This is a genomic window from Arthrobacter sp. BE255 (genome assembly GCF_031457335.1).
Classification (GTDB): domain Bacteria; phylum Actinomycetota; class Actinomycetes; order Actinomycetales; family Micrococcaceae; genus Arthrobacter.
In genome coordinates this window covers 333,204-359,484 of sequence record NZ_JAVDWK010000003.1, presented here as the reverse complement: position 1 = coordinate 359,484, position 26,281 = coordinate 333,204, and the positions used below count along the sequence as shown (strand labels likewise).

Genomic DNA, 26,281 nt, shown 5'->3' with positions numbered 1-26,281 from the left:
CCCTATTCCGGGGACGCCTTGACGGCCCCGCTCAGCTGGGTCCACCAGGTCATCGGTGCAGTCACCTTGAACCGCCTGCCAGTGATGATTCCCGGCGTCACCCGGACAAAGGTGTCTTTCCTGCCGGCCTGCCATGGGAACAGGTAGAGCGCCGCCGTGTCCAGGATCTGTTCAGTTCCCGTCACAGCGGCCGCGGCACCCTTCACCACCACGCTCCAGGCGAGTCCGGTGGTGGCATCCACGCCGTCCGCTTCGAGGGCCACGTGTGCGCCTCCGGTGGCACCGGCGAGCTTGGTTCCCTCACCGGTGCGGAACACCAGCGTCCCGCCGTCCACGGTGTAGTTGATCGGGAAGATGTCCGGATGGCCGTCGGCCAGGACCGCCAGCCTGCCCACGGACACAGTCCGCAACAGTGCCCAGCATTCGTGGTTTTCCAGGTTCTGGACTTCGGAGGAAGATGACTCGTTGCTCATGACGCTGAGCTTACGCCCGTGCCGGGGCCCGGGACAGGGACTACCAAGGGCTGGGCTTGTAGTCCTTCAGGAAGACGCCGTACTGGTCCTCGCCCTTCTCGCCCATCACAATGGGGTCGTAGACGCGTGCGGCACCGTCAACCAGGTCCAGCGGAGCGTGGAAGCCTTCCTCCATGAGCCGGACCTTCGTGAAGTGCGGGCGTTCATCGGTGATCCAGCCGGTGTCCACTGCGGTCATCAGGATGCCGTCCGTGTCCAGCATTTCCTGGGCACTGGTCCGGGTCATCATGTTCAGGGCCGCTTTGGCCATGTTGGTGTGCGGGTGCCCGGGGCCCTTGTAGGCGCGGGAGAACTGGCCTTCCATCGCGGAGACGTTGACGATGTACTTCCTGTGCGCCGTGGACCGCTTCATGGCATCGCGCAGCCGGCTCACCAGCAGGAAGGGGGCCGTCACGTTGCAGAGCTGCACCTCCAGCATTTCCAGGGGATCCACCTCGTCCACCACTTGGGTCCAGCTGTTGATGGTGGCCAGGTCGGGGACCAGCCCGCCGGCGTCGATCGCTGTCCCGGAGGCGATGCGCTCCAGCGAGGCAGAGCCAGTGGAGAGCGCCAGCGACGTGATCGCATCCCCGGCAAGGACGGGATGGTCGGTGACGCTGCTCGCCAGCGCGAGCGGGTGCTTGTCGTGCGCATGGCCGAACGTCAGCAGCACCGGACCGCCGTTGGCTGCCTCCAGTGCGGCGGGCAGCGGTTCATCCTCGGCGTCCACCAGCGGCTTGTAGGCATTGCCCGAGCGGCGGACGGTCTGTGCCGCGTTGTTGATGATGATGTCGAGCGGACCGGCTGCACTCAGCGAATCCGTCAGGGCCATGACCTGGGACGGGTCGCGGAGGTCGATGCCCACGATCTGGAGCCGGTGCAGCCAGTCGCCGCTGTCCTCCATGGCCGCGAAGCGCCGCGCCGCATCCTTGGGGAACCGCGTGGTGATGGTGGTGTGCGCCCCATCGCGCAGGAGGCGCAGAGCTATGTACATCCCGATTTTCGCGCGCCCGCCGGTGAGCAGGGCCCGGCGGCCGGTGAGGTCGGTGCGGGCATCGCGTTTGCCGTGGCTGAAGGCGGCACATTCGGGGCACAGCTGGTGGTAGAAGGCATCCACCTGGGTGTAGTGCTGCTTGCAGATGTAGCACGGGCGGGAGCGGATGAGGTGCCCGGCGATGTCCCCCGTGGCCGAGGTGGCCAGCTTGTTGCCCCGGGTTTCGTCATCGATGCGGTCCGGCGCCGCCGTGGCCGTCTGGGCAAGGACTGCGCGGTCCGCTTCTGAGATGAGATCCCGCTTGGTCACACGCCGGTGCCGCTTGACGGCTTTGAACATTTTCCCGGTAGCGCGCCGGACGGAGACGTAGTCCGGGTGCTCCTCGTCATAGGCGTGGATGGTGTTTAAAACCTTGAGGCAGGCCTGGATTTCCTCAGGCGTCAGATCGGGGGAGCTCATTGTACCGATTTTACAGCCTGTGGAGATCCGGCCTGCCCGGACGGAGTAGTGCGTACTGCTACGTGCGGCTTGCCTCGGAGGCCTGGGCCACGCCGGCGTGCACCTCTGCCACCTGTTCCACGGATTCACGCAGTTCAGGGTAATTGGCGGTTGCCGCCTTAACGGCGTTCGGAACGAGGTGCAGGTTCCTGGCTGCGAGGGCACGTTCCTCCTCGCCCGGCTCAGGTACGTTCTGTCCCTTGGACAGGACGGTGATCCCTGACTCGGTCACCTTGAAGCCGCGGGCACGGTCCAGGTCCGGGTCCAGCCCGATCGCTGCGCCGGCGGGTACCTTCACGTTCTTGTCGATGATGGCCCGGTTCACCACGGCCCCCTCGCCGATGTTTACCTTGTCCATCAGGACCGAGTCAATAACCCGGCTGCCGGTACCTACGAAGACGTCGTTGGAAAGTACGGAGCCTTCCACCACACCGCCGGAGATCACGACGCCGCTGGAGACGATCGAGTCCAGCGCGGTACCCACGGTGTCCTTCTCGCCGCGGACGAACTTGGCCGGCGGGGAGATGCTCTGGCGCGTATAGATGGGCCATTCGGAGTTGTACAGGTTGAACACGGGCAACGGCGAAATGAGGTCCATGTGCGCGTCATAGAACGAGTCGATAGTGCCGACGTCGCGCCAGTAGGTGCGGTCACGCTCGGTGGAACCGGGGATGTCATTGAGGGTGAAGTCGTAGACGCCCGCCTGGCCCTGGCTGACGAAGTAGGGGATGATGTCGCCGCCCATGTCGTGCTTGGTGTCCAGGCGCTCCGCGTCCACGTGGAGTGCTTCCACGAGCGCGTCGGCGTCGAAGACGTAGTTGCCCATCGATGCGAGGAACTGGGTGGGGTCAGCGGCCAGGCCGGGCGTACTAGCCGGCTTCTCCACAAACGCGGCAATCTTCTGCGCGTCGTTCTGGTCCACTTCGATCACGCCGAACTGGTTGGCCATGCTCAGCGGCTGCCGGACGGCCGCAACGGTGGCCTTGGCGCCGCTCAGGACGTGCTGCTCCACCATCTGGGCAAAGTCCATGCGGTATACGTGGTCGGCGCCGACCACAACCACGATGTCCGGGTTGGCGTCATGGATCAGGTTCAGGGACTGGTAGATGGCGTTGGCGCTGCCCAGGAACCAGCTCTTGCCCACGCGCTGCTGGGCGGGGACGGACGCGACATAGTTTCCGAGCTGGGTGGACATGCGCCACGTTTCGGAGATGTGGCGGTCAAGGCTGTGTGATTTGTACTGCGTCAGCACCACGATCTGGAGGTACCGGGAATTCACAAGGTTGGACAGCGCAAAGTCGATGAGGCGGTAACTCCCGGCAAAGGGCACGCCAGGTTTGGCGCGGTCCGCCGTCAGTGGCATCAACCTGTTTCCCTCACCGCCTGCGAGGACAATGGCCAGGACTCTTTTGTTCAACGGCATAATGGTCGCTCCTGTACGCCTTCGTAACTCCCCAAACAGTCCGGCATGCCCGGACCCCTTCACACTAGAACAGATAAGCCGGAAGGACTACCTTGGGTATCGTGCGAATAGACATTGTGACTAAAGAGTTCCCGCCGGAGATCTACGGAGGCGCCGGAGTCCACGTGGCCGAATTGAGCAGGGTGCTTAGTAAGCACGTTGACCTGCAGGTTCGTGCCTTCGGGGCGCCCCGGGACGCCGACTACCATGGTGCCGGGGTGACGTCGTATTCCGTGCCCGAGGACCTTGGCTCGGCGAATGCGGCTGTCCAGACGCTGGGGGTGGATCTTCGGATCGTGCCGGACATCGAGGGCGCCGACCTTGTCCATTCGCACACCTGGTATGCCAACATGGCCGGACACCTGGCGTCCCTGCTGCACGGCATCCCGCACGTGCTCAGCGCGCACAGCCTCGAACCGCTGCGGCCCTGGAAGGCCGAGCAGCTCGGCGGCGGCTACGCCCTGTCCTCGTGGGTGGAGAAGACCGCATATGAAGCCGCAGCCGCCATCATCGCCGTGTCTGAAGGCATGCGCCAGGACATCCTGCGCAGCTACCCGGACGTCGATCCCGCCAAGGTCCGCGTAGTCCACAACGGCATCGACGTCGAGCTGTGGCACCGCGACGAAGGCGACGACGCAATCAGGGCGCTCGGGATCGATCCGGACAAGCCCAGCGTGGTCTTCGTGGGACGCAACACGCGCCAGAAGGGCGTTCCGTACCTGCTGCGCGCCGCCGCAAAACTGCCGGCCGACGTCCAGTTGGTCCTCTGCCTCGGCGCCGCGGATACCCCGGAGCTCGCCGTCGAGACGGCCCGGCTCATCGAGGAACTCCAGGGCCAGCGGACAGGTGTGGTCCTGATCGAACGGATGCTGCCCCGGAACGAACTCATCCAGGTCCTCAGCCACGCCACTGCGTTCGCCTGCCCCTCCATCTACGAGCCCCTCGGCATTGTGAACCTGGAAGCGATGGCGTGCGGCGCTGCCGTGGTGGCCAGTGCCACCGGCGGCATACCGGAAGTTGTCCAGCACGGCGAAACGGGCCTGCTCGTGGACCTTGAACAGGTCACCGACGGCACGGGCACACCGCTGGATCCGGAGAAGTTCGTCACCGAGTTCGCCGCAGCCCTGACCGAAGTTGTGTCCGATCCGGAGCGCGCGCGTGCCATGGGCCAAGCAGGCCGCCGCCGTGCCGAGGAACACTTCTCCTGGGAATCCATTACCGAAACAACCCTTGAGGTGTACCGCTCAGTCCTCTCCTGAGGCTGGCGATTTATCACGACGGCGCCGCTCCCCACGCGTGGGGAGCGGCGCCGTCGTGATTTCCAGGCTGGGCAGCGATGCAGGCTCAGCCGCGCGATTTGCGCGCCGCTGCGGCGCGCGCCAGCAGTACTTTTTCCTCAACGGGGGACTGGCCGCTTGCGCGTTGTGCCCGGAGGTATTCGCGGGCTTCGTCCTGCCTCTCCTTTTCGGCGCCTGTGGCGATCGCGGCCCGGATATGCTCCGGGCCGTAGCCGAAGGCGTCGACCAGGTCCAGTGCGTGCGGGCGGATCTTGACCAGCAGCCGGTTGATGTACTCGCCCACGGTGCGGCCGCGCTGCATGGAGAGCCTGCCGTTCATGAGGTACCAGGACAGGTTCTTCTCGATCAGTGAAAGGCCAAACAGGTCCCGCAGCCAGGTCAGGACGGTCCTGGTGCCGGGATCGGTGACGTCACGGAGTGCTTCGGTGAAGGCTTCCCACTGCAACAGCTCGGCGTGTGCCTGGGCGGCCTCAATGAGTTCGTTCTGGTGCTGGTTGAAGAGGGCGGCACCCTTGTCGTGGGGCAGCCTCCCGGCACCTTTGAGCGCGGATCCGACGTCGGCCACCATGGTCTGGACCCTGTCGGTGAGCAGCGCACGCTGGCCTTCCTCGTCGCGAAGGGCAAGCGCCGCCTTCTGGACGGAGCCGGTGTCAGCCACAAACTGGGCCACCTGCCGCAGGCCCGTGCGGTGGATGGCCACCCCCGTTGCCTGGCCCACAACGTAGCGGGCCAGCACACCGAAGTCGACATTCCGGAACTCCTTGGCGTAGTCAGCGAGCAGCCGTTTGGCCACGAGCTGGAGCAGCACCGTATTGTCGCCTTCGAACGTGGCGTAGACGTCCAGGTCGGCACGGAGCGATGCGAAGCGGTTTTCGATCAGGAACCCGGCGCCGCCGCAGGCTTCACGGCATTCCTGCAGCGTGTCCAGGGCGTGCCAGGTGCTGAGCGGCTTGAGGGCGGCAGCGAGGGTTTCCAGGTCCTGCCGGTCCTCGTCGGTGTCGTGGGCGCCGGAAAAGACGTCGTCGAACTTCTGCAGGAGCTGCTCATGCGCGAAGCCGGCGGCGTAGGTGGTGGCCAGCCGGGTAAAAAGACGCCGCTGGTGGCGCTGGTAGTCCAGGAGGACTTCCTCGTCAGTGTGGGATGAAGCATTGAACTGGCGCCGTTCAGTGGCGTACTGGATGGCAGCCTTGAGCGCGATCTTCGAGGCGGCGACGGCAGCCCCGTCCAGCGAAACCCGGCCCTGGACGAGGGTACCGAGCATGGTGAAGAACCGGCGCCCCGGGCTGGCGATCGATGACGTGTACGTGCCGTCGGTGTCCACGTTGCCGTAGCGGTTCAGCAGGTTTGTGCGGGGGATGCGGACGTTGGTGAAGTGCAGGCGTCCGTTGTCGATTCCGTTCAGGCCGCCCTTGACGCCGTCGTCTTCGCCGCCGATTCCCGGCAGGAACTCCTTGGTAGCCGGATCACGCAGGTCGACGTAAAAAGCGTGGACCCCGCGGTTGACGCCCCCGGTCACGAGCTGGGCGAAGACCACGGCGCCGAGACCGTCGACGGCGGCGTTGCCGATGTAGTCCTTCCACGCCGCACGGAACGGGGTGTGCACCACAAATTCCTGGGTTTCCGCGTCGTAGGTGGCGGTGGTGGCGATGCTGGCAACATCCGAGCCATGGCCTGTTTCGGTCATCGCAAAGCAGCCCGGTATGTCCAGGTTCATGATGCCCGGGAGCCACTTGGCGTGGTGCTCTTCGGTGCCGAGGTGCATCACGGCCGACCCGAACAGTCCCCACTGGACACCGGCCTTGATCTGCAGGGATGGGTCAGCCGTGACGAGTTCCTCGAAGCCGGCGATGTTGCCGCCGTGGTCGTCCGCGCCGCCCAGGGCGGCGGGGAAGGCACGGTGGACGGCTTCGTTGTCCACGAGGTACTTCAACTGCCCGAAAGTGCGCGTCCGGTGCTCGGTGTGTGTCAGGCCTTCCGTTTTGTGCAGCTCGGGGCTCTCGGCCAGCCGGCGTGCCTGCCTGCGGATGCCGGCCCATTTGCCCAGGAGCTGTTCACCCAGGGCGGCGACGTCGACGGCGGGATGGGCGTTGGCGGGCTGGGGGCGGGAGGGCGTCGCTGCCTTTGCCTGGCCGGCGGGCCGCGGCCCCTTGCCGGCGGGGCGGTCCACTACTTCAGTCATGTCAATGTCCTTCGTTGGTTCTGACAGGTGGGGTTGGTGGGGAATTCTCGAAGCCGGCTTGGCGGCTCTACGGCGATTCTGCGGGGGAGAGCTCAGGGGCTATTCCCACGCACAGCCAGGCCGTGATCTGGCGTGCCATGGTTTCCTGGTCGGGCTTTGCCGGCGAGTCCGGAGTGCTGAGCCACTGCTCCCCGGCGTTGCGGACCAGGCCGATCGCGGCCGTGGGCCAGTAACCAATCACCGATTCCTTGCCGTCGCCAAGATGCGCGCGCATTGGCGTGGCGATCATCTCCGCGATGGAGTCGAAAAAATGACCGAGGGCGCCCGAGATGGCTGCTGAACCCTGGGGACCCTCCGGCTCGCCGGCGGCGTGCCGCGTGACGAAGGTGTAGACGCTGGGACTGGTTTCGGCCATCTGCAGATAGGCGGACACCATGGCAAGCAGCCCCTCGCGGGGAGTTTGGGCACTCTGGGCGGCTTCCCGGATACGGCGCTGCATCTGGCTGAGGACCACTTCGCCGACGGCCTGCTGGAGACCGGCCTTATCTCCGAAGTAGCGGTAGAAAACCGACTTTGAGGTGGCGGCTGCCGTGGCAATCTCTTCCATGGAAGCGTCGCTGCCGAGGGCATGCACGGCCCGGCGCGCCGACTTGATCAGTTCCCGGCGGCGTTCCTCGCGGTGGCTTTGCCAGCGGGCAGAGCGGCCGTCCGCACTGGCACTGGCCGGAGGCTGAAATGCCTGTGTCTGGGGATTGTTCACGATACCCAGCGTATCAGGTACGCTGGGTATCGGTAACAGACCAGAACCAGAGGAGACACCGATGTCCGTCGAGGGACAGTCCGTCACAGGACCCCAGGAATCCAGCACCCCGGTTGCAGCCGCAGCCGTTCCGGCGCCCCGCAGGGCCGTGGTTGTGGGCGGAAACCGGATCCCGTTTGCGCGGTCCGGCGGCGCCTACACCAAGTCGTCGAACCAGGACATGCTGACCGCCGCACTGGACGGCCTCATAGCCAGGTTCGGCCTCCAGGAGGAACGGATCGGCGAGGTCGCCGCCGGCGCCGTCCTCAAGCACTCCCGCGATTTCAACCTGACGCGTGAAGCGGTCCTGGGATCTGCGCTGTCCGCCGAGACGCCGGCCTACGACCTGCAGCAGGCGTGCGCCACGGGGCTGGAAACCGTCCTCGGCCTTGCCAACAAGATCAAGCTCGGCCAGATCGACTCCGCCATTGCCGGGGGCGTGGACTCCGCATCCGATGCCCCGATCGCCGTGAGCGAAGGCCTGCGGCAAGTACTGCTGGACCTCAACCGGGCCAAGACCCTGCCGCAGCGGCTGCAGGTACTCAGCCGGTTGCGGCCCAAGGATCTTTCTCCCGATGCCCCCAACACGGGCGAGCCGCGTACAGGCCTCTCCATGGGTGAACACCAGGCGCTGACCACCGCCCAGTGGAATGTTTCCCGCGAGGCGCAGGACCAGCTGGCGTTCGCCAGCCACCGCAATCTCGCCGCCGCCTATGACGCCGGGTTTTTTGACGACCTGCTGACGCCTTACCGCGGGCTGACACGGGATTCCAACTTGCGGGCCGACACCACCCTGGAAAAACTGGCCACGCTGAAGCCCGTGTTCGGCAAGAGCCTTGGCGCCGAAGCCACCATGACCGCAGGCAACTCCACCCCGCTGACAGATGGAGCCTCCACCGTCCTGTTGGCCGCCGAGGAATGGGCTGACGCCCACGACCTCCCCAAACTTGCAGCCGTCGTGGACGGGGAGGCGGCCGCCGTCGACTTCGTCCACGGCAAGGACGGGCTCCTGATGGCACCCGCGTTCGCCGTGCCGCGGCTCCTCGCCCGCAACGGACTCACCCTGGCGGACTTCGACTTCTACGAGATCCACGAAGCCTTCGCCGGCACAGTCCTGAGCACCCTGGCCGCCTGGGAGGACGAGGAGTTTGGCCGCACCCGGCTTGGCCTTGACGGAGCTTTCGGCACGATCGACCGCACCAAACTGAACGTCAACGGCTCATCCCTGGCAGCAGGCCATCCCTTTGCCGCGACCGGAGGCCGCATCGTTGCCTCGCTGGCCAAGATGCTGCACGCCAAGGGCAGCGTGGACGGACGGCCGGCACGTGGCCTCATCTCCATCTGCGCTGCCGGCGGCCAGGGCGTCGTCGCAATTCTCGAAGCACTGTAGGGGGACCGTATGACCGACAAATACACCCAGTTCGTGAACCGGGGGCTGGGAAAGAACGTGGCAAAGAAGCTGGGCCTTCCGCAGCCGGCGATCCTGCGGCGGTACCAGCCGGGCCAGCCCCTGATCACCGGCCCCATCCTTGTTCACGGCAGCACTGCCGGCGCGGAGGCACTGGCGGCCAGCCTCCTATCCTGGGACCTGGATGTCCGCAGGCACGCCGTACCGCGCGAAAAGCTGGGCGCCATTGTCCTGGTCCTGGATGAGCTGGACGGGCCCGGAGACCTGGAGGGCCCGGTCCTGGCGGCAGCCTCTTCGCTGCGGGACCTTGCCCCCAGCGCCCGTGTCATTACCGTGTCCCGGCCGGCCGGCAGCGGCAACAACCCGTCGCAGGCCGCTGCCAGGCAAGGCGTTGACGGCTTCCTGAGGTCGCTGGCCCAGGAACTCCGCTCAGGCGCAACGGGCAACGGAATCCTGCTCGCTGACGGGGTTACGGCCACAAGCCCCAGCGCCCTGGCCGCTGTGCGTTTCCTGCTCTCGGGCCGTTCAGCCTTCGTGGACGGGCAGTTCCTGACGGTCACCTCAGCTGAAGGCCAGCTGCCGGCAGATTTCACCAAACCCCTGGCAGGCAAGGTTGCCGTTGTCACCGGCGCAGCCCGCGGCATCGGCGCAGCGATCGCCAGGACCCTTCACCGCGACGGCGCCACCCTGGTGCTGGTCGATATCCCCGCCGCCGGAGACCACCTCGCCGCCGTGGCCAACGAGGTCCACGGCACGGCGCTCCAGCTGGACATCGGCCGGGAGGACGCGGGCCACCGGATCATCGAGCACGCACTGCAGCGGCACGGCCGCCTGGACATCGTGATCCACAACGCCGGGATCACCAGGGACAAACTCCTGGCCAACATGGATCATGCCCGCTGGGCCTCCGTCATCAACGTCAACATTGCCGCCCAGCTCCGCATCAACGATGCACTCTTCGCATCCGAGCACTTCCGCAACTCACCGCGCATCGTGTCGGTGGCCTCCACCAGCGGCATTGCCGGCAACCGCGGACAGACAAATTACGCTGCCTCCAAGGGCGGGGTAATGGGAATGGTGCGCGCCTCGGCACCCCTGCTCGCCGAACGCGGGGGAACCATCAATGCCGTAGCGCCCGGGTTCATCGAAACAGACATGACCGCCAGGATCCCGGTGGCGCTGAGGGAAGCGGGCCGCCGGCTCAACTCGCTGCGGCAGGGCGGCCTGCCCGCCGACGTCGCCGAGGCCATCGCCTTTCTTGCGAGCGATGCCGCCGGCGGCATCAACGGTGGAGTGCTGCGAGTCTGCGGACAGAACATGGTGGGGGCATGACCACGGTCCAGCCGGTCATCCTGGGCGAGATGCCGTCCCTCTCCAAGCTCTACGTCAACGCGGCCGCGCAGGCAGCCCGCCGCCGGGTACTTGGATCCCACGATGGGTCAGATCTGCCGGAGGCCAGCCACGAAGTCAGGGGAGTCGCCCCCGACGTCGGCAACCTCACCGCATACCAGCACCTCATCGGCGAGACGGCCAGCGATGTCCTGCCGGCCGGCTTTATCCATGCGCTTGCCTTTCCACTTGCCATGAGCGTGATGAACCGGGACGATTTTCCGCTCCCCTTACTGGGCATGATCCACCTCAGCAACCATGTCGAGCAGCGGTCGCCGGTCCTGTTTTCGGAGCGGCTGGACATCACGGCGCATGTGGAGAACCTGCGGGGCCACCGTTCGGGGACGCAACTGGACGTGGTCGCCGAGGTCCGCGTCACGGGATCGGCCGGGGTCCGGTGGCGCGGCGTCTCCACTTACCTCGCGAAGGGCGTCTTCCTGCCGGGCATCGACAAACCCTCGCCCGTTGGCAGCAGGAGTGACTTCAAGGTTCCTGATCCGACGGCGCTGTGGCAGCTCGGCGTTGACACCGGCCGGGCTTACGCAGCTGTATCCGGCGACTTCAATCCGATCCACCTCAGCGTCCTGTCCGCCAAAGCCCTGGGCATGCGGCGGTCCATCGCCCACGGCATGTACCTGGCGTCGAGGGCGCTGGCGGACGTCGGGGCGGTAAAGGGCGATTCGTTCAGCTGGCACGTTGATTTCGAGGCGCCCGTGTTCCTGCCGGGACGCGTTGCGCTGGACATCAGCACGGTGCAGCTTCCCGGTGGAGCGTGGCAAAAGTCCGAATTTGTGGCCTGGAATCCCCGCTCCGGCCGCAGGCATTTTGCCGGTGCGGTGGCTGCACTCTAGGGCGCCGGCCGCACCGCGCGGAGGATCCGGTGCAGGCTCAGCAGGATTGATTCGGACGCTGTCACCGTGCCTTCGTCCGGGTCCCGTTCGGCCGTGGCGGCCATACAGGCTTCCACGGCCGCTTCCGCGGCGGTGAACTTCCTGTGCTCCGACTCCGGGTCTTCAGTGTGGAATGAACGCAGCAGCTCTCCGGTGGCCCTCATGGCGTCCGCCAGCGGCCCGTTGTCCTGGAACGGAACGGTGTAGGGCGCCTCGTCCTGCCAGATGACATCGGAAAGGACTTCCGTCATGTCCTGGATGTGGAACGTCACCCGCTCCAGCTCGCGCAGGTTGCGGTAGTCCAGATCCACGTCCCGGGGGTGCAGCCGCCGGCGCGGGTTCGCGCGCCTGCTGGCATCCGCTTCCTGGACGAGGTGGCGGACGGTACGCGCCGCCGTGGCGAGCTCATCCGAACGGCGGGACCAGTCATCGTGCTCCGGCGGCCACTTTTCCTTGAGGGCCACGCCCATGTCGGTCAGCTGCGTGCCAAGGGCCAGCCGGAGCTCGTCCAGGCTGGCTGCGGCGGCGTTGAAGTGCAGCGGGGGAAACACCAGGAAATTCACGGCAATACCTACGGCGACGCCGACGCCCATCTGGATCAGGTAACCGAACGAAAAACCGTCCGGATTGCTGCCGCCCACCAGGAGGACCAGCAGCGCCGCCGTCGGAATCCAGTCCCGTCCCGAACCCAGGCGGGGAAGGCCCGCGAGCAGCACGCCAATCCCCATGAAGATGGCGACGCTCACTGGTGACGGGTCCGTGACGTTGACGAGCAGGAACGCGAGCCCGATTCCCATGGCCAGGCCCACCAGTGTTTGCAGGCCCTGCCGGACGGAACCGGCAACGTTGTGGTACATCGACACCAGGGCGCCCAAAGGTGCATAGTACGGGTACTCCGCAGCAGTTCCCGGCATGTAGGGGGCAACGAAAAAGGCCAGCCCGGCGGCAAGCGCAGCCTTGGCAGCCAGCTGGAGGCGCTGCAGCGTGAACGCCACCGCAAGGCCCTTGACGGCCTGGTGCAGGAACCGTGTGCCCCTGGCCAGCCGGGCCGCAAGCGGCGTTTGAGTATCACTCATCCGCCCCACCTTAGGGGCAGCGTTCCGCTACGACAAGGTGGCGGCGGCGCGCCGGACCGCAGCGGCCAGCCGGTGGGCCTTGCCCGGGGTGCGGCCGTCCTCGGCGCGCTGGGGAATGTAGCCAAAGCCTAGTCCGTAGGAGGGGTCCGCGAAGCCGAGGGCAGCGTTGGCGCCTTCATGGCCGAAGGCCCGGTGGCTGCCGAAATTCCGCGACGGATGGGGCTTCATGAAGACCACGGCAAAGGCGTTGTCGAGACCCGAGGAACGGTCCAGGCCCCATACCTGCTCCTGGGACATCGCGTCCACAGTGTCAGGCGAAAGCAACGGCGGGCCGCCGCCGATGCCGGAGGTCGCCGCCGCGTACAGGCGGGCAAGTCCTTCCGCCGAACCGACGCCGCCCGCCGCGCTCATGCCGGCTGCACGGACCGTCCGCCGGTTGGGGAGTTCCATGATGGTGCTCACGGCCGCGTTGCCGTTGAGTCCTTCAAGGCTCAGTGGGTCCAGCCAGGGCTGCTGCGGGTCGGCGTCATAGAGGACATCCCGGTAGCGGCCATCAAGCTCTGCCGGCAGGCCCAGGAAGAAGTCGACGCCGAAGGGCCGGCGGATGCGGCTGTCGTACAGGGACTGGAGGCTCTGTCCGGCTACGCGCCGGCAAAGTTCCTCCATCACGATGCCGATGGTGAGCGCGTGGTAGCCGAAGCAGCTGCCCGGTCGCCACGCCGGCGCTGTTGCCGCGAGCCGGGCGGCTGCCCCCGGGGTGGTGAACTCCTCGAGGGCGAAGCCGCCTTCGACTCCCATCACGCCAGCCTGGTGGGACAAGGCCTCACGGACGAGGAGCCGGTCTTTTCCGTGCCTGCCGAACTCGGGCCAGTAGTGGGCAACAGTGCGGTCCAGGTCCAGCAGGCCGTCCTGGACCAGCAAGGCGATGACCATCGCCGCAACGCCCTTGGAACAGGAGTAAGCGCCGGTGATGGAATCTGCGGCGATCAGGGGGCCGCCGGTCAGGTCAACCACCTTCGTGCCATGGTGGTAGGCAGCCAGCTGTGCGCTGTAGAGCCCATCTTCGGCCAGGAGGAATTCGAACAGGTCACGAACGCCCTCGAAACCGGGCGCCACAAAGCCATGGGAAATCTGCATGGCCTTAGCTTAGCGGCTTAGAAAGCGCTTTCCGGTCCGACCGGGCCGTGCCCCGGTGCTACTTCTTCGCCGGGCCGCACCGGACCCGGGGGAGTGCCGTTTCCGAATGGCCGTCCGCCCAGGGATTCCCGGCCGTGGGCATCGAGCCAGCCCGAAAGCTCCGGGCCGTTCGGCACGATACCGGTGGGATTGATGTCCCCGTGCACGAGGTAATAGTGCTGCTTGATCTGGACGAAATCGATGGTGTCGCCAAAACCGGGGGTTTGGAAGAGGTCACGGGCATAACCCCACAGCGCTGGCATTTCGGTGAGTTTCTGGCGGTTGCACTTGAAATGGCCGTGATAAACGGCATCAAACCGGGCCAGCGTGGTGAACAGCCGGACATCGGCCTCGGTAATCGTGTCTCCCACAAGGTATCGCTGGCTGGAGAGTCGCTCCTCAAGCCAGTCCATGGCGGTCCATAGCCGGGCGTAGGCGTCGTTGTAGGCTTCCTGCGAGCCGGCGAAGCCGCAACGGTAGACGCCGTTGTTGACCTCCGTGAATACGCGCTTGTTGACTGCATCGATTTCGGGCCGGAGGTCCTCCGGGTACAGCTTCGGGGCGCCTGGCCGGTGGAAATCGGTCCACTCGGTGGAGAAGTCGAGGGTGATCTGGGGGAAATTGTTCGTCACAACCGCGCCGGTGCCAACATCGACGATCGCGGGGACTGTGATGCCCCGCGGGTAGTCGGGGAACCGCCGGAAGTAGGCAGTTTGGATACGTTTGATGCCCAGGACCGGGTCCACGCCACCAGGGTCGAGGTCGAAAGTCCACGAGCGGGCGTCATGCGTGGGGCCTGGCTGGCCGAGGGAGATGGCTTCCTCGAGGCCCAGGAGCCTGCGGACTATGACCGTCCGGTTTGCCCACGGGCAGGCCCTCGCCGCGATGAGGCGGTACCGTCCTGCCTCAACAGGCCAGCCCGGTTCGCCGTCGGTGCCGGGCCTTCCGTCGCGGGTGATCCGGTCCTCGATGTAGTTGGTGTCCCGGGTGAACTCGGCACCGCCGGTGACATAGGCGCCGAGGGTGCTGTGACCCGCACCGTCCCCGGTGCCGCCGGTTTGCTGCCCTGTTCCCGTTTCCTGGCTCATCTGAACACCCTATGCGCCGGCGACGAGAATCGCCGAGATGGGCTGCCAGGCCAGGAACCAGGACGCCGAAACGATCGCGATGAACAAAGCTATCCAGATGAAGGACGGCACGGACGTTGAACGGTAGAGGAGATAGGCGTCGGAACTGGCCAGCCTGTCCCTGCGGCGTAAGTGCACGTGGATGAGTTTGATGACATCGCGGACCGCGGCCACCAGCAGGGCCAGGCCAAGGGCGATCGCCACGTGGCCGGTAAATGCGTGCGGAACGAAGAGGACCAGCACGGCGCCCAAGGCAGCGGCGGCTGAGGTGATCAGGAACCCGGCCAGGTTGCGGATGAAAAGGAGCGACGTGAGCAGGATCAGGGAGCCGACAGTCAGCGCGGCCGGTCCCCAGCCGTTGAACCCGGACCAGACGAGCGCGGCCCCTGTCAGTGCGGGAACCGGGTAACCCCAGAAACCGGACCACACGGTTGCCAGCCGGCCCCGGCTGTAACTTGTGGTTGTTCCCGAGTGGTCCAGGCCCAGCCTGATCCCGCCGAGCCTCTGTCCGCTCATGACGGCAGCGAAAGCGTGACCCAATTCATGTGTCGCGGTGGCCAGCAGGCCAAAGTACCGCCACGTGGCCTGCGGAACGGAGAGCGCCGTTGCGATCAGGAGGACCACAGTCAGTTCACCCAGGGAAACATCCGGGAGGGCCGTCCGGCTGAACGCTTCCAGCAGGCGTTGCCACAGCTGATCGGGCACGGAGTTCACGGGCTGCCCGGAGGGGTGTAGTCAGAGTGAGCCATAGCCCTCTACGGTACTAGAGGGCGGTGGTCCTGCCCGCGCCCCGGCCTGGGGCGTGCTACGAATCGAGGAATACCGTGTCCACTTTGAAGGAACGACTGCACGCTGACGTGGTGGTGCACATGAAAGAGCGCAACAAGACAGCGCTCACGACTGTGCGCAATGTGCTGGGGGAGATCGAAACCCGGGAAAAGTCAGGCAAGACCCCCATTGTGCTGGACGACGCACAGGTGACGTCCCTGCTGCAGAAGGAAGCGGCCAAGCGGCGTGACACCGCCCGGATCTATGCGGAGGCGGGCGAACCGGACCGTGCCGCGGCGGAAATCGCCGAGGCCGAGGTCATCGAGGCCTACTTGCCAAAGCCGCTGACGGAGGCGGAGGCGGAAGCGATTGTGGATGCGGTCATCGCGGAGCTTACAGCCGCGGGCCAGGCGCCAGGCATGCGGCAGATGGGCGAAGTGATGAAGCCGGTGACCGCGAAAGTGGCCGGCCGCTTCGACGGCAAGGCGGTAAGCCAGATGGTGCGCAGCCGGCTCGCTTAATACGAAAGGCACGTCCACGGTTTCCGTGGGCGCGCCTCATCGTATCCAGGTGCGCAGCCGAAGCAGGCGCAGAGGGGTGTTCGTCGTGCGGGTATCAGCCTTCGCAGTCCGTGCAGTAGCTGTGTCCGTCTTTCTGCCGCGCGATCTGCGAGCGGTGGCGGACCAGGAAGCAGGAGTAGCAGGTGAACTCGTCGTCAGCCTGGGGGATGACCTGGACGATCAGCTCCTCGGCAACGAATTCGCCTCCCGGAACGCCAGCGCCGTCCAGTCCGTCAGCTTCATCAAGTTCCAGCACAACGCTGCGGGCGTCCGGTGCATTCGCGGACTGGAGCGCCTCGAGTGAGTTGTCCTGCGATTCCTTGACGTCGGAGCGGAGTTCGTCGTAATCGGTTGCCACTTAGGTGTTTCTCTTTTCTTTGGTTCAGTCTGTCGCGTATGCAACGTACAGCATGGCGCTGGTATTCCCCAACGGGCTAACGCTCCACTACACGTATGGCGGGCGCTTTTCGGTCCGAATGTGACCAACGGCACTGTTGCGGGCTACTAAAGCATGGAACGTGCAGCCAGCACAAGACCGACGGCGGCCGGAGCCGGATCGTCAGCGGGACCCATAGAAAAAAGCCCCTGGAATCCGTGGATTCCAGGGGCTTTCCCTTCTGTGCGCGGAGGGGGACTTGAACCCCCACCCCCTTTCGAGGACTAGCACCTCAAGCTAGCGCGTCTGCCATTCCGCCACCCGCGCAGGTGGTAATTCGGACTGCGTTTCCGCCTTTCAGCGTTTCGCATTTCTCCGAAGCAGCGAGAAAGACTCTAACATGAATTTTCCGGGAACATGAAATCGGGCCTGATGGGTAGGCTGAAGGCAAGCGAATCCGCCCCTGGTTCCCTGCAGCCACCCACCTTCATGAGGAGTGCCCAATGACCGAAATCCGTCCCGAAGATGAAGTTGTCCGGATCTGCCAGGAGCTCATCCGGATCGACACATCGAACTACGGAGACGGCTCCGGTCCGGGGGAGCGTGCCGCTGCCGAGTACACGGCCGGCCTGATCGAAGAAGTTGGCCTGTCAGCGGAGATCTTCGAGTCCGCGCCCGGGAGGGCAAACGTCGTCACCCGGATGGCGGGCGAGGACCCTGGCGCCAGCGCACTGGTGGTCCACGGGCACCTGGACGTTGTTCCCGCGCTTAAAGAGCAGTGGTCAGTGGACCCCTTTGGCGCAGAGCTCAAGGACGGGCTCATCTGGGGCCGCGGCGCCGTGGACATGAAGGACATGGATGCCATGATCCTTTCTGTCCTGCGTGACTTCGCCAGGACAGGGCGCAAACCGAAGCGTGACATCGTCTTCGCTTTCTTCGCCGACGAAGAGGCAGGCGGCGAGTACGGCGCCCGCTACGCGGTCGACAAACGTCCGGAACTCTTCGAAGGTGCCACGGAGGCCATTTCCGAGGTTGGCGGCTTCTCCGCAACCATCGGCGGACAGCGCACCTACCTCCTGCAGACCGCAGAGAAGGGCATCTCCTGGCTCCGCCTCGTTGCCCACGGGCGGGCCGGACACGGTTCCCAGATCAACACCGATAACGCCATCACACGCCTGGCCGCCGCGGTGACCAGGATCGGCGAATACAAGTGGCCGATTGAGCTGACTCCCACCACACGCCAGTTCCTTGATGGCGTGACGGAACTCACGGGCGTGGAATTCGACCCGGACAACCCGGACGTCCTGCTGAACCAGCTGGGCACCGTGGCGCGCTTCGTCGGGGCGACCCTGCAGAACACCACCAACCCCACACTGCTGAAGGGCGGCTACAAGCACAACGTCATTCCGGAGTCGGCGGAAGCCCTCGTGGATTGCCGCACGCTGCCCGGACAGCAGGACCACGTCCTTGAAATTGTGCGTGAGCTCGCCGGGACCGGCGTGGACGTCAGCTACGTGCACAACGACGTCTCACTGGAGGTCCCGTTCGCAGGAAACCTCGTGGACTCCATGATCGACGCGCTGCACGCCGAGGACCCGGGAGCCAAAGTACTGCCCTACACGCTCTCCGGAGGCACGGACAACAAGTCGCTGAGCCGCCTGGGCATCACGGGCTACGGCTTCGCCCCGCTTCAGCTCCCGGATGACCTGGACTTCACCGGTATGTTCCACGGTGTCGACGAGCGCGTCCCCGCCGACTCCCTCAAATTCGGCGCCCGGGTACTCAACACGCTCCTCACGAACTACTGAGCCGGCCCCGGACATGACGCCCGAAGACGTGTTGCCCGAGACCCTGCTGGAACGGGTCCGCGGGCGGGCTGCCGCCTACGACCGCGACAACGCGTTCTTCCATGAGGACCTCGAGGAGCTCACCGCTGCCGGCTACCTGAAACTGTTTGTTCCGGAGTCCGACGGCGGCCTGGGGCTTGGGCTCGCAGCGGCGGCACAGTGCCAGCGGCGGCTCGCAACGGCGGCGCCGGCCACCGCCCTCGCCGTGAACATGCACCTGGTCTGGACCGGCGTCGCGCAGGTGCTCGCGGCCAGGGGAGACCATTCCCTGGACTTCATCCTGCAGGAGGCGGCCGCAGGCGAAGTCTTCGCGTTCGGGAACTCCGAGGCCGGCAACGATTCGGTGCTCTTTGATTCCCGAACTGTGGCCGCCCCGCTGCCGGACGGCGGCTACAGCTTCACCGGAACGAAGATCTTCACCAGCCTTTCGCCGGCATGGACCAGGCTGGGGATCTTCGGCAAGGATCCCCAGGCAAGGGACGGCGAAGGTGAGCTCGTCCACGGGTTCATCCGGCGGGACACGCCCGGCTACAGAATCCTGGATGACTGGGACACCCTCGGGATGCGTGCCAGCCAGTCCAGCACCACGGTGCTGGACGGCGCCGAAGTCCCGGCGGACCGGATCTTCCGCAAACTGCCCGTCGGCCCGAACGCGGACCCGCTGATCTTCGCCATTTTCGCGTGCTTCGAAACTCTGCTGGCCGCCGTCTACACGGGCATCGGAGAACGGGCACTGCAGGTGGGTGTGGAGGCCGTGAAACGGCGGACATCCCTTAAGAACGGCGGCCGGAGCTACGCGCAGGACCCGGACATCCGCTGGAAGGTGGCCGAGGCGGCCATGGCCATGGACTGCCTCTATCCTCAGCTGGCTGCCGTGGCCTGCGACGTGGACGCCCTGGTTGACCACGGACCGCAATGGTTCCCCCGGCTCGTGGGATTGAAAGTCAGCGCCACGGAAACCGCCCGGCGGGTGGTGGACCTGGCCATCAGGGTAAGCGGCGGCTCAAGCTATTTCCGGGGCTCGGAACTGGAACGGCTGTACCGCGACGTGCTGGCCGGCATGTTCCATCCATCCGATGACGAATCGGCCCACAACACGGTAGCCAACGCCTGGCTCGGCCCGCTCGAGGCCTAGACGGTCCGCTGGACCTGCATTACCCGTCGGCGGAGCCAGAACCGCCGCCCGCCGCCCACATACAGCTTGCTGCGCTCCAGTTCCCACTTGCCGTATTCGGAATGTTCCACAAGGCGCCGCCTGGCATCAGGCAGGGAATCGTCGGGACTGACCGTCAGTACGAGGTACTCGTACTGCCTCAGATAGTCCCGTTCCCGCTGGACCGAGCTGGTGAGAAATTGTTCCTTCATTGCTCTCCATTTTCGTCCTTTTCCGGCTAACGTGAAGTCATGAGCATCGATCCGCGTGTCGCGCTTCAGTCCTTGACTTCCTCCTTGGAAGAACACCTTATAGCAGCGTCCAACCGCCGCGGTGATGGGGACCCCGCCGTAGAGGCGGCTTTTTTTGCCGTCGCGGATGCGTTCGAAGTCTATGAGGACGCCCTCTACGAGGCCTACAGCGAAGTGACGCCGCTTCAGGTCTTTGACGACGAAGAGGACGAAGACGAAGACAGCGATGTGGACGACGAAGAGGACCTGGAGATCCTCGAGGACTAGGTCCCGGATGTGCGGCCCCGGTCAGCCCTGGGCAGGCTCGGACACGTCCTCGAGGGCCCGCGAAATTTCCGGCGGCAGCGGGACAAGCTGCGCATCGAGGATTTCCTTGAGCTGGACAGGCGTCCGGGGGCCCACAACCGCCGAGGCAACACCGTGCTGTGACAGCACCCAGCTGAGGGCGACGTCCAGCGGCGTGCGGCCCAGCCCCTTGGCAGCCATCGCGACCGCCTCCACCACGCGGGACCCCTGCTGGCCGAGATACGGCTCCACGTAGGCGGCCAGGGCAGGATTTGCCGCCCGCGAATCGCCTGGGATGCTTCCCCTGTACTTGCCGGTCAGCGTTCCACGGCCCAGCGGCGCCCAGGCCAGGAGGCCAAGCCCTGCGTCTTCGACGGCGGGAATGAGTTCCCCCTCGGGTTTGCGCTGGAGCAGGGAATATTCGGCCTGGGCAGCAACCAGGGGGAAGCCGGCGACGGCGGCAGCTTTGGCGGTCTGCCAGCCGTTGAAGTTTGAGACGCCGGCGTAGCGTGCCCGGCCACTCCGCAAGGCGAACTCCAGGGCGGACAGTGTTTCGTCCAGGGGGACGTTGGGATCCCAGGCCTGGGCGAACCAGAGATCGACGTAGTCAGTGCCCAGCCGCGCGAGGCTCGCGTCGAGCCCGGACAGCATTGCGTTACGCGAGGTGTCCACGGTCCGCCGGCCATCCGGCGTCGAAATTCCGGCTTTGGTGGAGATGGAGACTTCGGTGCGGGAAACGACGTCCCCCAGCAGGGAGCCGATCAGGGCCTCAGACTTTCCGTCGGCGTAGGACGCCGCCGTGTCGATGTGCCTGCCGCCTGCATCCACGAACGTCCGGAGTAATTCAGTGGCGTCCTGTTCGTCGGTTTCGCCGGCCCATGACATGGTGCCGAGGGAGAGGGCCGAGACTCGCAATCCACTGTTGCCGACGTAACGCTGCTGCATAGCAGCAAGCTTACGGGGAATCAGCAGGGTCCATGACGTAGGGTCTTACCGTGAACTGGTTTGAGGCGGCCCTGCTGGGCCTAGTGCAGGGACTGACCGAATTTCTACCGATTTCATCAAGTGCGCATCTGCGGATCGTGGGGCAGTTCCTGCCCAATGCGTCCGACCCCGGGGCGGCCTTCACCGCCATCACACAGCTGGGTACGGAGACGGCCGTGCTGGTCTTCTTCTGGCACGACATCGTCCGGATCGTCAAAGCGTGGCTGGGCTCGCTGTCCGGCAAGGTCTCGCGCCAGGACCCCGACGCGCGGATGGGCTGGCTCGTGATTCTCGGCAGCCTGCCGATCATTGTCCTGGGCCTCCTGTTCCAGGACCAGATCGAGTCCGTCCTGCGGAGCCTCTGGATTGTGGCCACCACCTTGATCGTCTTTGGCCTGGTGCTCGCGGTGGCCGACGCGGTGGGCAAGCAGGAACGGGACCTGACCCAACTGACCTATAAACACGGCATCTTTTACGGCCTGGCGCAGGCAATGGCACTGATCCCGGGCGTCTCCCGCTCCGGCGGCACCATCACCGCCGGCCTGCTGATGGGTTACACCCGTGAGGCCGCCGCCCGGTACTCCTTCCTCCTGGCCATTCCTGCCGTCTTCGGCAGCGGCCTGTACCAGCTCTACAAAACGGTATCCAAGGAAGGCATCACCGGCCCCTACGGGCTGCCCGAAACGGCAATGGCCACAGTCATTGCGTTCGTTGTGGGCTACGTCATCATCGGCTGGTTCCTGAAATTCGTCTCGACCCGCAGTTACCGGCTCTTCGTCTGGTACCGGATCTTCCTGGGCCTGGCCCTGTATCTGCTGCTCGGTTTCAATGTGATCAGCGCCTGACAGTAGGCTTGGCCTGTGAAATCCTGGATATCCCGCCCTGTTCCCGACCTGCCCGGCAGCATGCCCGCCATCCGGCTTTTTGATACTGCCCAAGGCCGGGAAGTTGAGCTGCAGGGCGACGGCGACCAGTCACTGTATGTCTGCGGCATTACGCCCTACGACGCCACGCACATGGGGCACGCAGCCAGCTACGTGGCCTTTGACCTGCTGAACAGGGCGTGGCGCGACGCAGGCAGGCGTGTGGCCTACGTCCAGAACGTCACCGACGTCGACGACCCCCTGCTGGAACGCGCCACGGCTACCGGCGTGGACTGGCGGGACCTCGCAGCCAGCCAGATCGAGCTGTTCCAGACGGACATGGTGGCCCTGAACGTCCTCGCACCTGACCACTACGTCGGAGCAGTGGAATCCGTGCCGCTGATCGTCCCCGCCATTGAGCGGCTTCTCCACAACGGCCTTGCCTACCGCGTGCCAGGTGGTGCAGGGGAACCCGACGGCGACGTCTACTACGACGTCGAAGCCGCCGGAAAACAGTCCTCCGCCACCGATGCCTGGACCCTGGGTGACATCTCGGGCCTGGCGGAAACCGACATGCTGGAACTTTTTGCCGAACGGGGCGGCGACCCCGGGCGTGCGGGCAAGCGGCAGGCACTGGACCCGCTCCTGTGGCGCGTGGCCAGGGAGGGCGAGCCCAGCTGGCCCGGGGGAGAGCTCGGCGACGGACGTCCCGGCTGGCACATCGAATGCACTGTCATCGCCCAGGAATACCTTCCCGCGCCGTTCACGGTCCAGGGCGGGGGCTCGGACCTGATCTTCCCGCACCATGAGATGGGCGCCGGGCACGCATACTCCCTGGCCGGGGTCCCGCTGGCCCACCATTACGCACATGCAGGCATGGTTGGCCTGGACGGCGAAAAGATGAGCAAATCCAAGGGCAACCTGGTCCTCGTCTCACGGCTCCGGGCCGCAGGGGAGGAGCCCGCCGCCATCAGGCTGGCGATCCTGGCCCACCACTACCGCTCTGACTGGTCATGGACCGACGCCGGCTTCGCCGAAGCCAAAAACCGGCTCGCTGCGTGGCGCGGCGCTCTTGCCGTTGCGCCTGAGGGCTCGGCCGCAGGCCTGATCACGGAAATGCGGGCCGCCCTGGCAAAGGATCTGGACGCGCCGGCAGCGCTGGAGGCAGTCGACCGCTGGGCCGCCGGAGCCACATCCGCCGCGGCAGCGGGCAGCCGGCAGGACCGCACCCGGGTCACTGACGCAGTAGACGCCCTGCTCGGCGTCGTGCTCTAGCCACTCGTTAAAACGAAGCGCCTGCCCGGTTTCGACCGGCTCAACCACCGCTGGTTTGAGCCGTCGAAACCGGGCAGGCAGCTTTAACGGCGCTATTGCTTGTCTTTGCCCCGGCGTTTCAGGTAACGCTCAAACTCACGGGCAATGGACTCACCGCTGGCCTCCGGGAGGTCCGCGGTGTCCTTGGCCTCTTCGAGCTGGCGGACGTAGGCGGCGATCTCGGGGTCCTCAGTGGCAAGCTCGTCCACGCCCCGTTCCCAGGCGTCAGCTTCTTCGGCCAGTTCATGCGTGTCCAGCGGAACCTGGAGCAATTCCTCGATCCGGTGCAGGAGCGCCAGCTGCGCCTTGGGTGACGGCGCCTGGGCCACGTAATGCGGCACGGCCGCCCACAAGGATACGGTCGGAATCCCGGCGAGCAGCGAAACTTCGGAGAGGACCCCCACAATGCCTACCGGCCCCTCATACTGGGAGGCTTCCAGGTTCAGCCGTTCGCGCAGGGGTGCGTCGTCCGAGGACGTGCTGACGGGAATGGGGCGGCTGTGGGGCACGTCCGCCAGCAGGGCCCCAACGAGCACCACATAGTCCACGTTGAGGGCTTCGGCGTGGACCAGCAATTCGGCGGTGTAGGCACGCCACTTGTAGGAAGGTTCGGTGCCCTGGACAAAGATGACGTCCACGTTGGATTCGGGAGCGCTGGCCTTGTAGATCCTGGTGGCCGGCCACTTGATCTTGCGTTCGCCGGCAGCATTGCGGCGTACCGTGGGCCGCGTGAACTGGAAGTCGTAATACTCGTCAGCATCAATGGACGCGACTTTTTTGCCGCCCCAAAGCTTGTTCAGGTAGCGCAGCGAATCGCTGGCCGCTTCCCCCGCGTCATTCCAGCCTTCAAAGGCGGCCAGCATTACGGTGATGCGTTCACCCTCAGCCACTGGCTGCAGGAACCGCTCCGGCCCGGCCTCGGCACCCGGTTCGGTGGTGTCTCCGTCGAAGCTATTCATCCCATCACCCTACGTCCAAGAACCTGCGTCACGCATTGAATGAAGCGCCGAAAAATCCGTGGGAGCGCCCGAATCAGGGCCACGGGATGCCCTGTATTCGCCAAGGGCGTAGCCCACAGCCTGCGTCCAGCCGCGCACCGTAGACTGAACACATGCGATCCCCAGCCACAATTTCCCCCCTCAAAGCAGTCCTCTGGGACATGGATGGCACCATTGTGGACACCGAGCCCTACTGGATCGCGGCCGAACATGCGCTGGTCGAAGCCCATGGCGGGACGTGGTCGCATGAAAAGGCCATGCAGCTCGTCGGGCAGTCGCTGACGTTCTCCGCCGGCATCCTCCAAAATGCCGGCGTGGACCTCGAAGCAAGGGAAATCATCGACACCCTCACGGCGGAAGTCATCCGTGGCGTGCGGCGCAGTGTGCCCTGGCGTCCGGGCGCCCGCGAACTTTTGGATGAGCTCCACCAGGCAGGTGTGCGCTGTGCCCTGGTCACCATGTCCGAAGGACCGCTGGCCCGGGAAATCGTTGCGAACCTCCCCAAGCCGTATTTCGAGTTTGTCGTCACAGGGGACACTGTCGCCCAGGGCAAGCCACACCCGGAGGCCTACCTGACCGCCGTGGAACTGCTGCAGGGCTCCGACCCCGCCCTGACCATCGACCACTGCGTCGCCCTTGAAGACTCCGCACCCGGCGTCGCCGCCGCGGTTGCCTCGGGGGTGTCCACGGTTGCCATTCCCCATATTGTGCCCATCCCCGATGATCCCCGGCACACCACCTGGGACTCGCTTGCCGGCCGGACGGTATCCGAACTCGTTGCCATCGCCGCGGACCGGAACGGTGCCGCCGGCACTGGGAGCCGGCAGCGTGCAACCCTGGGGAGTCCCGCAGATGGGTGAGACGGCCGCACCAGCCCGCCGCGAGGGAATACCGCTCGGCAGGATCGCCGGAATACCCGTCATCCTTGCCTACTCCTGGTTCCTTATCGCCGCCTTCACCGTGGTTGTCTACGGGCCCGTGCTCCAGCAACGGAATCCGGCACTCGGGGCCACCGCCTACACGGTGGCGTTCGCGTACGCCCTCCTGCTCCTCATTTCGGTGCTCGTCCACGAGCTGGCCCACGCACTCACAGCCAAGATCTACGGCTGGCCCACGCAGAAAATCGTGCTGAACCTCTGGGGCGGCCACACGCAGTTCGAGAACTTCACCGCCACTCCCGGCCGCTCCGTCCTCGTGGCGCTGGCCGGGCCCGCCGCCAACTTCGCATTGGCAGGCGGCGCCTGGCTGGTGCTCTCGGCCGCCAACCTGGGCACCGTCGCGGAGCTCCTCACCAACATCTTTATGTGGGCCAATTTCGTCATCGGCGTCTTCAACGTCCTTCCCGGACTTCCCCTGGACGGCGGGCGAGTGGTCGAATCCGCCGTCTGGAAAGCCACCGGCAGCCAGGCCAAAGGCACCGTCGCTGCCGGCTGGGCGGGCCGGATCATCGTCGTCGGACTCGGCTTCTGGTTCATCGCCCGCCCCTTGCTGGCCGGAGAACCACCGGAATTCAGCCTGCTCATGATCACCATCCTGGTCGGGGGATTCCTCTGGATGGGCGCATCGGCGTCCATCCAGCAGGGCACCATGCGCGGACGGCTGCATCTCGTCAGCGCCGCCACACTGTCTCGCCCCGCCGTCGGAATTCCCGCCACCGCCACAGTGGCGGACATCCAGCGGCTGGCGCCGGCCGGAATTCCGGCCGTTGTGGTGTGCGGTCCGGACGGGCGCCCACAGGGCGTGGTGGACGCCTCCGCCGTCGCCGCGGTTCCTCCGCACGCCGCCGCCTCAACGCCCGCGACCGCGGTGTCCTATGCCCTTGGCGCTGGCGCCTACGTACCCGAATGGTCCAAAGGCCAGGAGCTCATCCAGTACCTGGGCCAGCTGGAAGGACAGGAATATGCCGTGATCGACCACCACGGCGCCGTGACCGGCCTGCTGGCACAGGAGGTGGTGGTGGCGGCCATCACCGGCAAGAGTGTCCGCCCCAATAGGTATCCGCAGCGCCAGAACCGGTAGAGTTACCTGCCGGTCGCGTTTAGCTGCCACACGGTTTCCGTTGGCCATGCCGGAC

At 65.7% G+C, this 26,281-nt stretch carries 25 protein-coding genes and 1 tRNA gene; 12 read left to right on the top strand and 14 right to left on the bottom strand.

Annotation, left to right across the window (positions count from 1 at the left end):
• Positions 1-2: 2 nt before the first annotated feature.
• Genes J2X42_RS07975 through glgC form a run of 3 tightly spaced genes read right to left on the bottom strand, consistent with a single transcriptional unit; the run spans position 3 to position 3,427 of the window.
• Positions 3-473, bottom strand: a complete 471-nt coding sequence (locus tag J2X42_RS07975; RefSeq protein ID WP_310163955.1) for a pyridoxamine 5'-phosphate oxidase family protein — start codon at positions 471-473, stop codon at positions 3-5.
• Between the two features lie 40 nt (positions 474-513).
• A complete protein-coding gene (locus J2X42_RS07970) occupies positions 514-1,965 on the bottom strand; it encodes an SDR family NAD(P)-dependent oxidoreductase (protein WP_310163953.1) in 1,452 nt (483 codons plus the stop codon).
• Positions 1,966-2,023: 58 nt separating this feature from the next.
• On the bottom strand, positions 2,024-3,427 hold the full coding sequence (glgC, locus tag J2X42_RS07965; RefSeq protein WP_310163951.1) for a glucose-1-phosphate adenylyltransferase: 1,404 nt from the start codon (positions 3,425-3,427) through the stop codon (positions 2,024-2,026).
• 101 nt (positions 3,428-3,528) lie between these two features.
• On the opposite strand from glgC, the gene glgA reads away from it, so the two are divergent.
• Positions 3,529-4,725: a glycogen synthase gene (glgA, locus tag J2X42_RS07960; protein WP_310163948.1), complete on the top strand. Its 1,197-nt coding sequence runs from the start codon at positions 3,529-3,531 to the stop codon at positions 4,723-4,725.
• 85 nt (positions 4,726-4,810) lie between these two features.
• Here the strand turns inward: glgA and J2X42_RS07955 are convergent, their stop codons facing one another.
• Both J2X42_RS07955 and J2X42_RS07950 read right to left on the bottom strand, forming a co-directional pair.
• Complete coding sequence (locus J2X42_RS07955) at positions 4,811-6,943, bottom strand: acyl-CoA dehydrogenase (RefSeq protein WP_310163946.1); 2,133 nt, start codon at positions 6,941-6,943, stop codon at positions 4,811-4,813.
• Positions 6,944-7,010: 67 nt separating this feature from the next.
• Positions 7,011-7,703 carry a TetR/AcrR family transcriptional regulator gene (locus tag J2X42_RS07950; RefSeq protein ID WP_310163943.1) on the bottom strand — a complete coding sequence of 231 codons (693 nt, stop codon included), beginning with the start codon at positions 7,701-7,703 and terminating at the stop codon, positions 7,011-7,013.
• Between the two features lie 61 nt (positions 7,704-7,764).
• Here J2X42_RS07950 and J2X42_RS07945 point away from each other — a divergent pair, with 61 nt between their 5' ends.
• The 3 genes from J2X42_RS07945 to J2X42_RS07935 are packed head-to-tail and all read left to right on the top strand — an operon-like array spanning position 7,765 to position 11,390.
• Positions 7,765-9,132: an acetyl-CoA C-acetyltransferase gene (locus tag J2X42_RS07945; protein WP_310163941.1), complete on the top strand. Its 1,368-nt coding sequence runs from the start codon at positions 7,765-7,767 to the stop codon at positions 9,130-9,132.
• Positions 9,133-9,141: 9 nt separating this feature from the next.
• Entirely contained in the window at positions 9,142-10,482 is a 1,341-nt protein-coding gene (locus J2X42_RS07940) for a 3-oxoacyl-ACP reductase (protein WP_310163939.1), read from the top strand.
• Positions 10,479-11,390 (top strand): MaoC/PaaZ C-terminal domain-containing protein, encoded by a 912-nt coding sequence (locus J2X42_RS07935; RefSeq protein ID WP_310163937.1) that lies wholly within the window; start codon positions 10,479-10,481, stop codon positions 11,388-11,390. The genes J2X42_RS07940 and J2X42_RS07935 overlap by 4 nt, the downstream gene beginning before the upstream one ends.
• Here the strand turns inward: J2X42_RS07935 and J2X42_RS07930 are convergent.
• From J2X42_RS07930 to J2X42_RS07915, 4 genes are read right to left on the bottom strand one after another with little or no spacing between them, the layout of a single operon-like run.
• Complete coding sequence (locus J2X42_RS07930; protein WP_396134043.1) at positions 11,387-12,514, bottom strand: aromatic acid exporter family protein; 1,128 nt, start codon at positions 12,512-12,514, stop codon at positions 11,387-11,389. The two genes, J2X42_RS07935 and J2X42_RS07930, sit on opposite strands and share 4 nt — an antisense overlap.
• A gap of 18 nt (positions 12,515-12,532) precedes the next feature.
• Positions 12,533-13,642 carry a serine hydrolase domain-containing protein gene (locus J2X42_RS07925; protein ID WP_310163935.1) on the bottom strand — a complete coding sequence of 370 codons (1,110 nt, stop codon included), beginning with the start codon at positions 13,640-13,642 and terminating at the stop codon, positions 12,533-12,535.
• A gap of 17 nt (positions 13,643-13,659) precedes the next feature.
• Complete coding sequence (locus tag J2X42_RS07920; protein ID WP_310163934.1) at positions 13,660-14,769, bottom strand: glutathione S-transferase C-terminal domain-containing protein; 1,110 nt, start codon at positions 14,767-14,769, stop codon at positions 13,660-13,662.
• Between the two features lie 9 nt (positions 14,770-14,778).
• Positions 14,779-15,522 (bottom strand): M50 family metallopeptidase, encoded by a 744-nt coding sequence (locus tag J2X42_RS07915; protein WP_396134042.1) that lies wholly within the window; start codon positions 15,520-15,522, stop codon positions 14,779-14,781.
• 110 nt (positions 15,523-15,632) lie between these two features.
• On the opposite strand from J2X42_RS07915, the gene J2X42_RS07910 reads away from it, so the two are divergent.
• Positions 15,633-16,097: a GatB/YqeY domain-containing protein gene (locus tag J2X42_RS07910; protein ID WP_310163931.1), complete on the top strand. Its 465-nt coding sequence runs from the start codon at positions 15,633-15,635 to the stop codon at positions 16,095-16,097.
• 94 nt (positions 16,098-16,191) lie between these two features.
• Here J2X42_RS07910 and J2X42_RS07905 read toward each other — a convergent pair whose 3' ends face one another.
• Both J2X42_RS07905 and J2X42_RS07900 read right to left on the bottom strand, forming a co-directional pair.
• Positions 16,192-16,494 (bottom strand): DUF4193 domain-containing protein, encoded by a 303-nt coding sequence (locus J2X42_RS07905; RefSeq protein ID WP_131132986.1) that lies wholly within the window; start codon positions 16,492-16,494, stop codon positions 16,192-16,194.
• A 262-nt stretch (positions 16,495-16,756) separates the two neighbouring features.
• Positions 16,757-16,839: transfer RNA gene (locus tag J2X42_RS07900), tRNA-Leu, on the bottom strand.
• A 176-nt stretch (positions 16,840-17,015) separates the two neighbouring features.
• Here J2X42_RS07900 and J2X42_RS07895 point away from each other — a divergent pair.
• A complete protein-coding gene (locus J2X42_RS07895; protein WP_310163929.1) occupies positions 17,016-18,320 on the top strand; it encodes a M20/M25/M40 family metallo-hydrolase in 1,305 nt (434 codons plus the stop codon).
• Between the two features lie 13 nt (positions 18,321-18,333).
• On the top strand, positions 18,334-19,494 hold the full coding sequence (locus J2X42_RS07890; protein ID WP_310163928.1) for an acyl-CoA dehydrogenase family protein: 1,161 nt from the start codon (positions 18,334-18,336) through the stop codon (positions 19,492-19,494).
• Here J2X42_RS07890 and J2X42_RS07885 read toward each other — a convergent pair.
• Positions 19,491-19,724 (bottom strand): DUF5703 family protein, encoded by a 234-nt coding sequence (locus J2X42_RS07885; RefSeq protein WP_310163926.1) that lies wholly within the window; start codon positions 19,722-19,724, stop codon positions 19,491-19,493. The genes J2X42_RS07890 and J2X42_RS07885 overlap by 4 nt on opposite strands.
• Before the next feature lie 39 nt (positions 19,725-19,763).
• On the opposite strand from J2X42_RS07885, the gene J2X42_RS07880 reads away from it, so the two are divergent.
• Complete coding sequence (locus J2X42_RS07880) at positions 19,764-20,030, top strand: hypothetical protein (protein ID WP_131132990.1); 267 nt, start codon at positions 19,764-19,766, stop codon at positions 20,028-20,030.
• A gap of 21 nt (positions 20,031-20,051) precedes the next feature.
• Here J2X42_RS07880 and J2X42_RS07875 read toward each other — a convergent pair whose 3' ends face one another.
• Positions 20,052-20,993, bottom strand: coding sequence for an aldo/keto reductase (locus J2X42_RS07875; protein ID WP_310163922.1), 942 nt, complete (start codon positions 20,991-20,993; stop codon positions 20,052-20,054).
• 50 nt (positions 20,994-21,043) lie between these two features.
• Between J2X42_RS07875 and J2X42_RS07870 the strand changes: the two genes are divergently transcribed.
• Both J2X42_RS07870 and mshC read left to right on the top strand, forming a co-directional pair.
• A complete protein-coding gene (locus J2X42_RS07870; RefSeq protein WP_310163921.1) occupies positions 21,044-21,877 on the top strand; it encodes an undecaprenyl-diphosphate phosphatase in 834 nt (277 codons plus the stop codon).
• A gap of 15 nt (positions 21,878-21,892) precedes the next feature.
• Positions 21,893-23,170 (top strand): cysteine--1-D-myo-inosityl 2-amino-2-deoxy-alpha-D-glucopyranoside ligase, encoded by a 1,278-nt coding sequence (gene mshC / locus J2X42_RS07865; protein WP_310163919.1) that lies wholly within the window; start codon positions 21,893-21,895, stop codon positions 23,168-23,170.
• A gap of 92 nt (positions 23,171-23,262) precedes the next feature.
• Here mshC and J2X42_RS07860 read toward each other — a convergent pair whose 3' ends face one another.
• Entirely contained in the window at positions 23,263-24,168 is a 906-nt protein-coding gene (locus J2X42_RS07860) for a PAC2 family protein (protein WP_310163918.1), read from the bottom strand.
• 152 nt (positions 24,169-24,320) lie between these two features.
• Here J2X42_RS07860 and J2X42_RS07855 point away from each other — a divergent pair, with 152 nt between their 5' ends.
• Positions 24,321-25,067: an HAD family phosphatase gene (locus J2X42_RS07855; protein ID WP_310163915.1), complete on the top strand. Its 747-nt coding sequence runs from the start codon at positions 24,321-24,323 to the stop codon at positions 25,065-25,067.
• Entirely contained in the window at positions 25,060-26,226 is a 1,167-nt protein-coding gene (locus J2X42_RS07850) for a site-2 protease family protein (RefSeq protein ID WP_310163913.1), read from the top strand. The genes J2X42_RS07855 and J2X42_RS07850 overlap by 8 nt, the downstream gene beginning before the upstream one ends.
• The last annotated feature ends 55 nt before the right edge of the window (positions 26,227-26,281 follow it).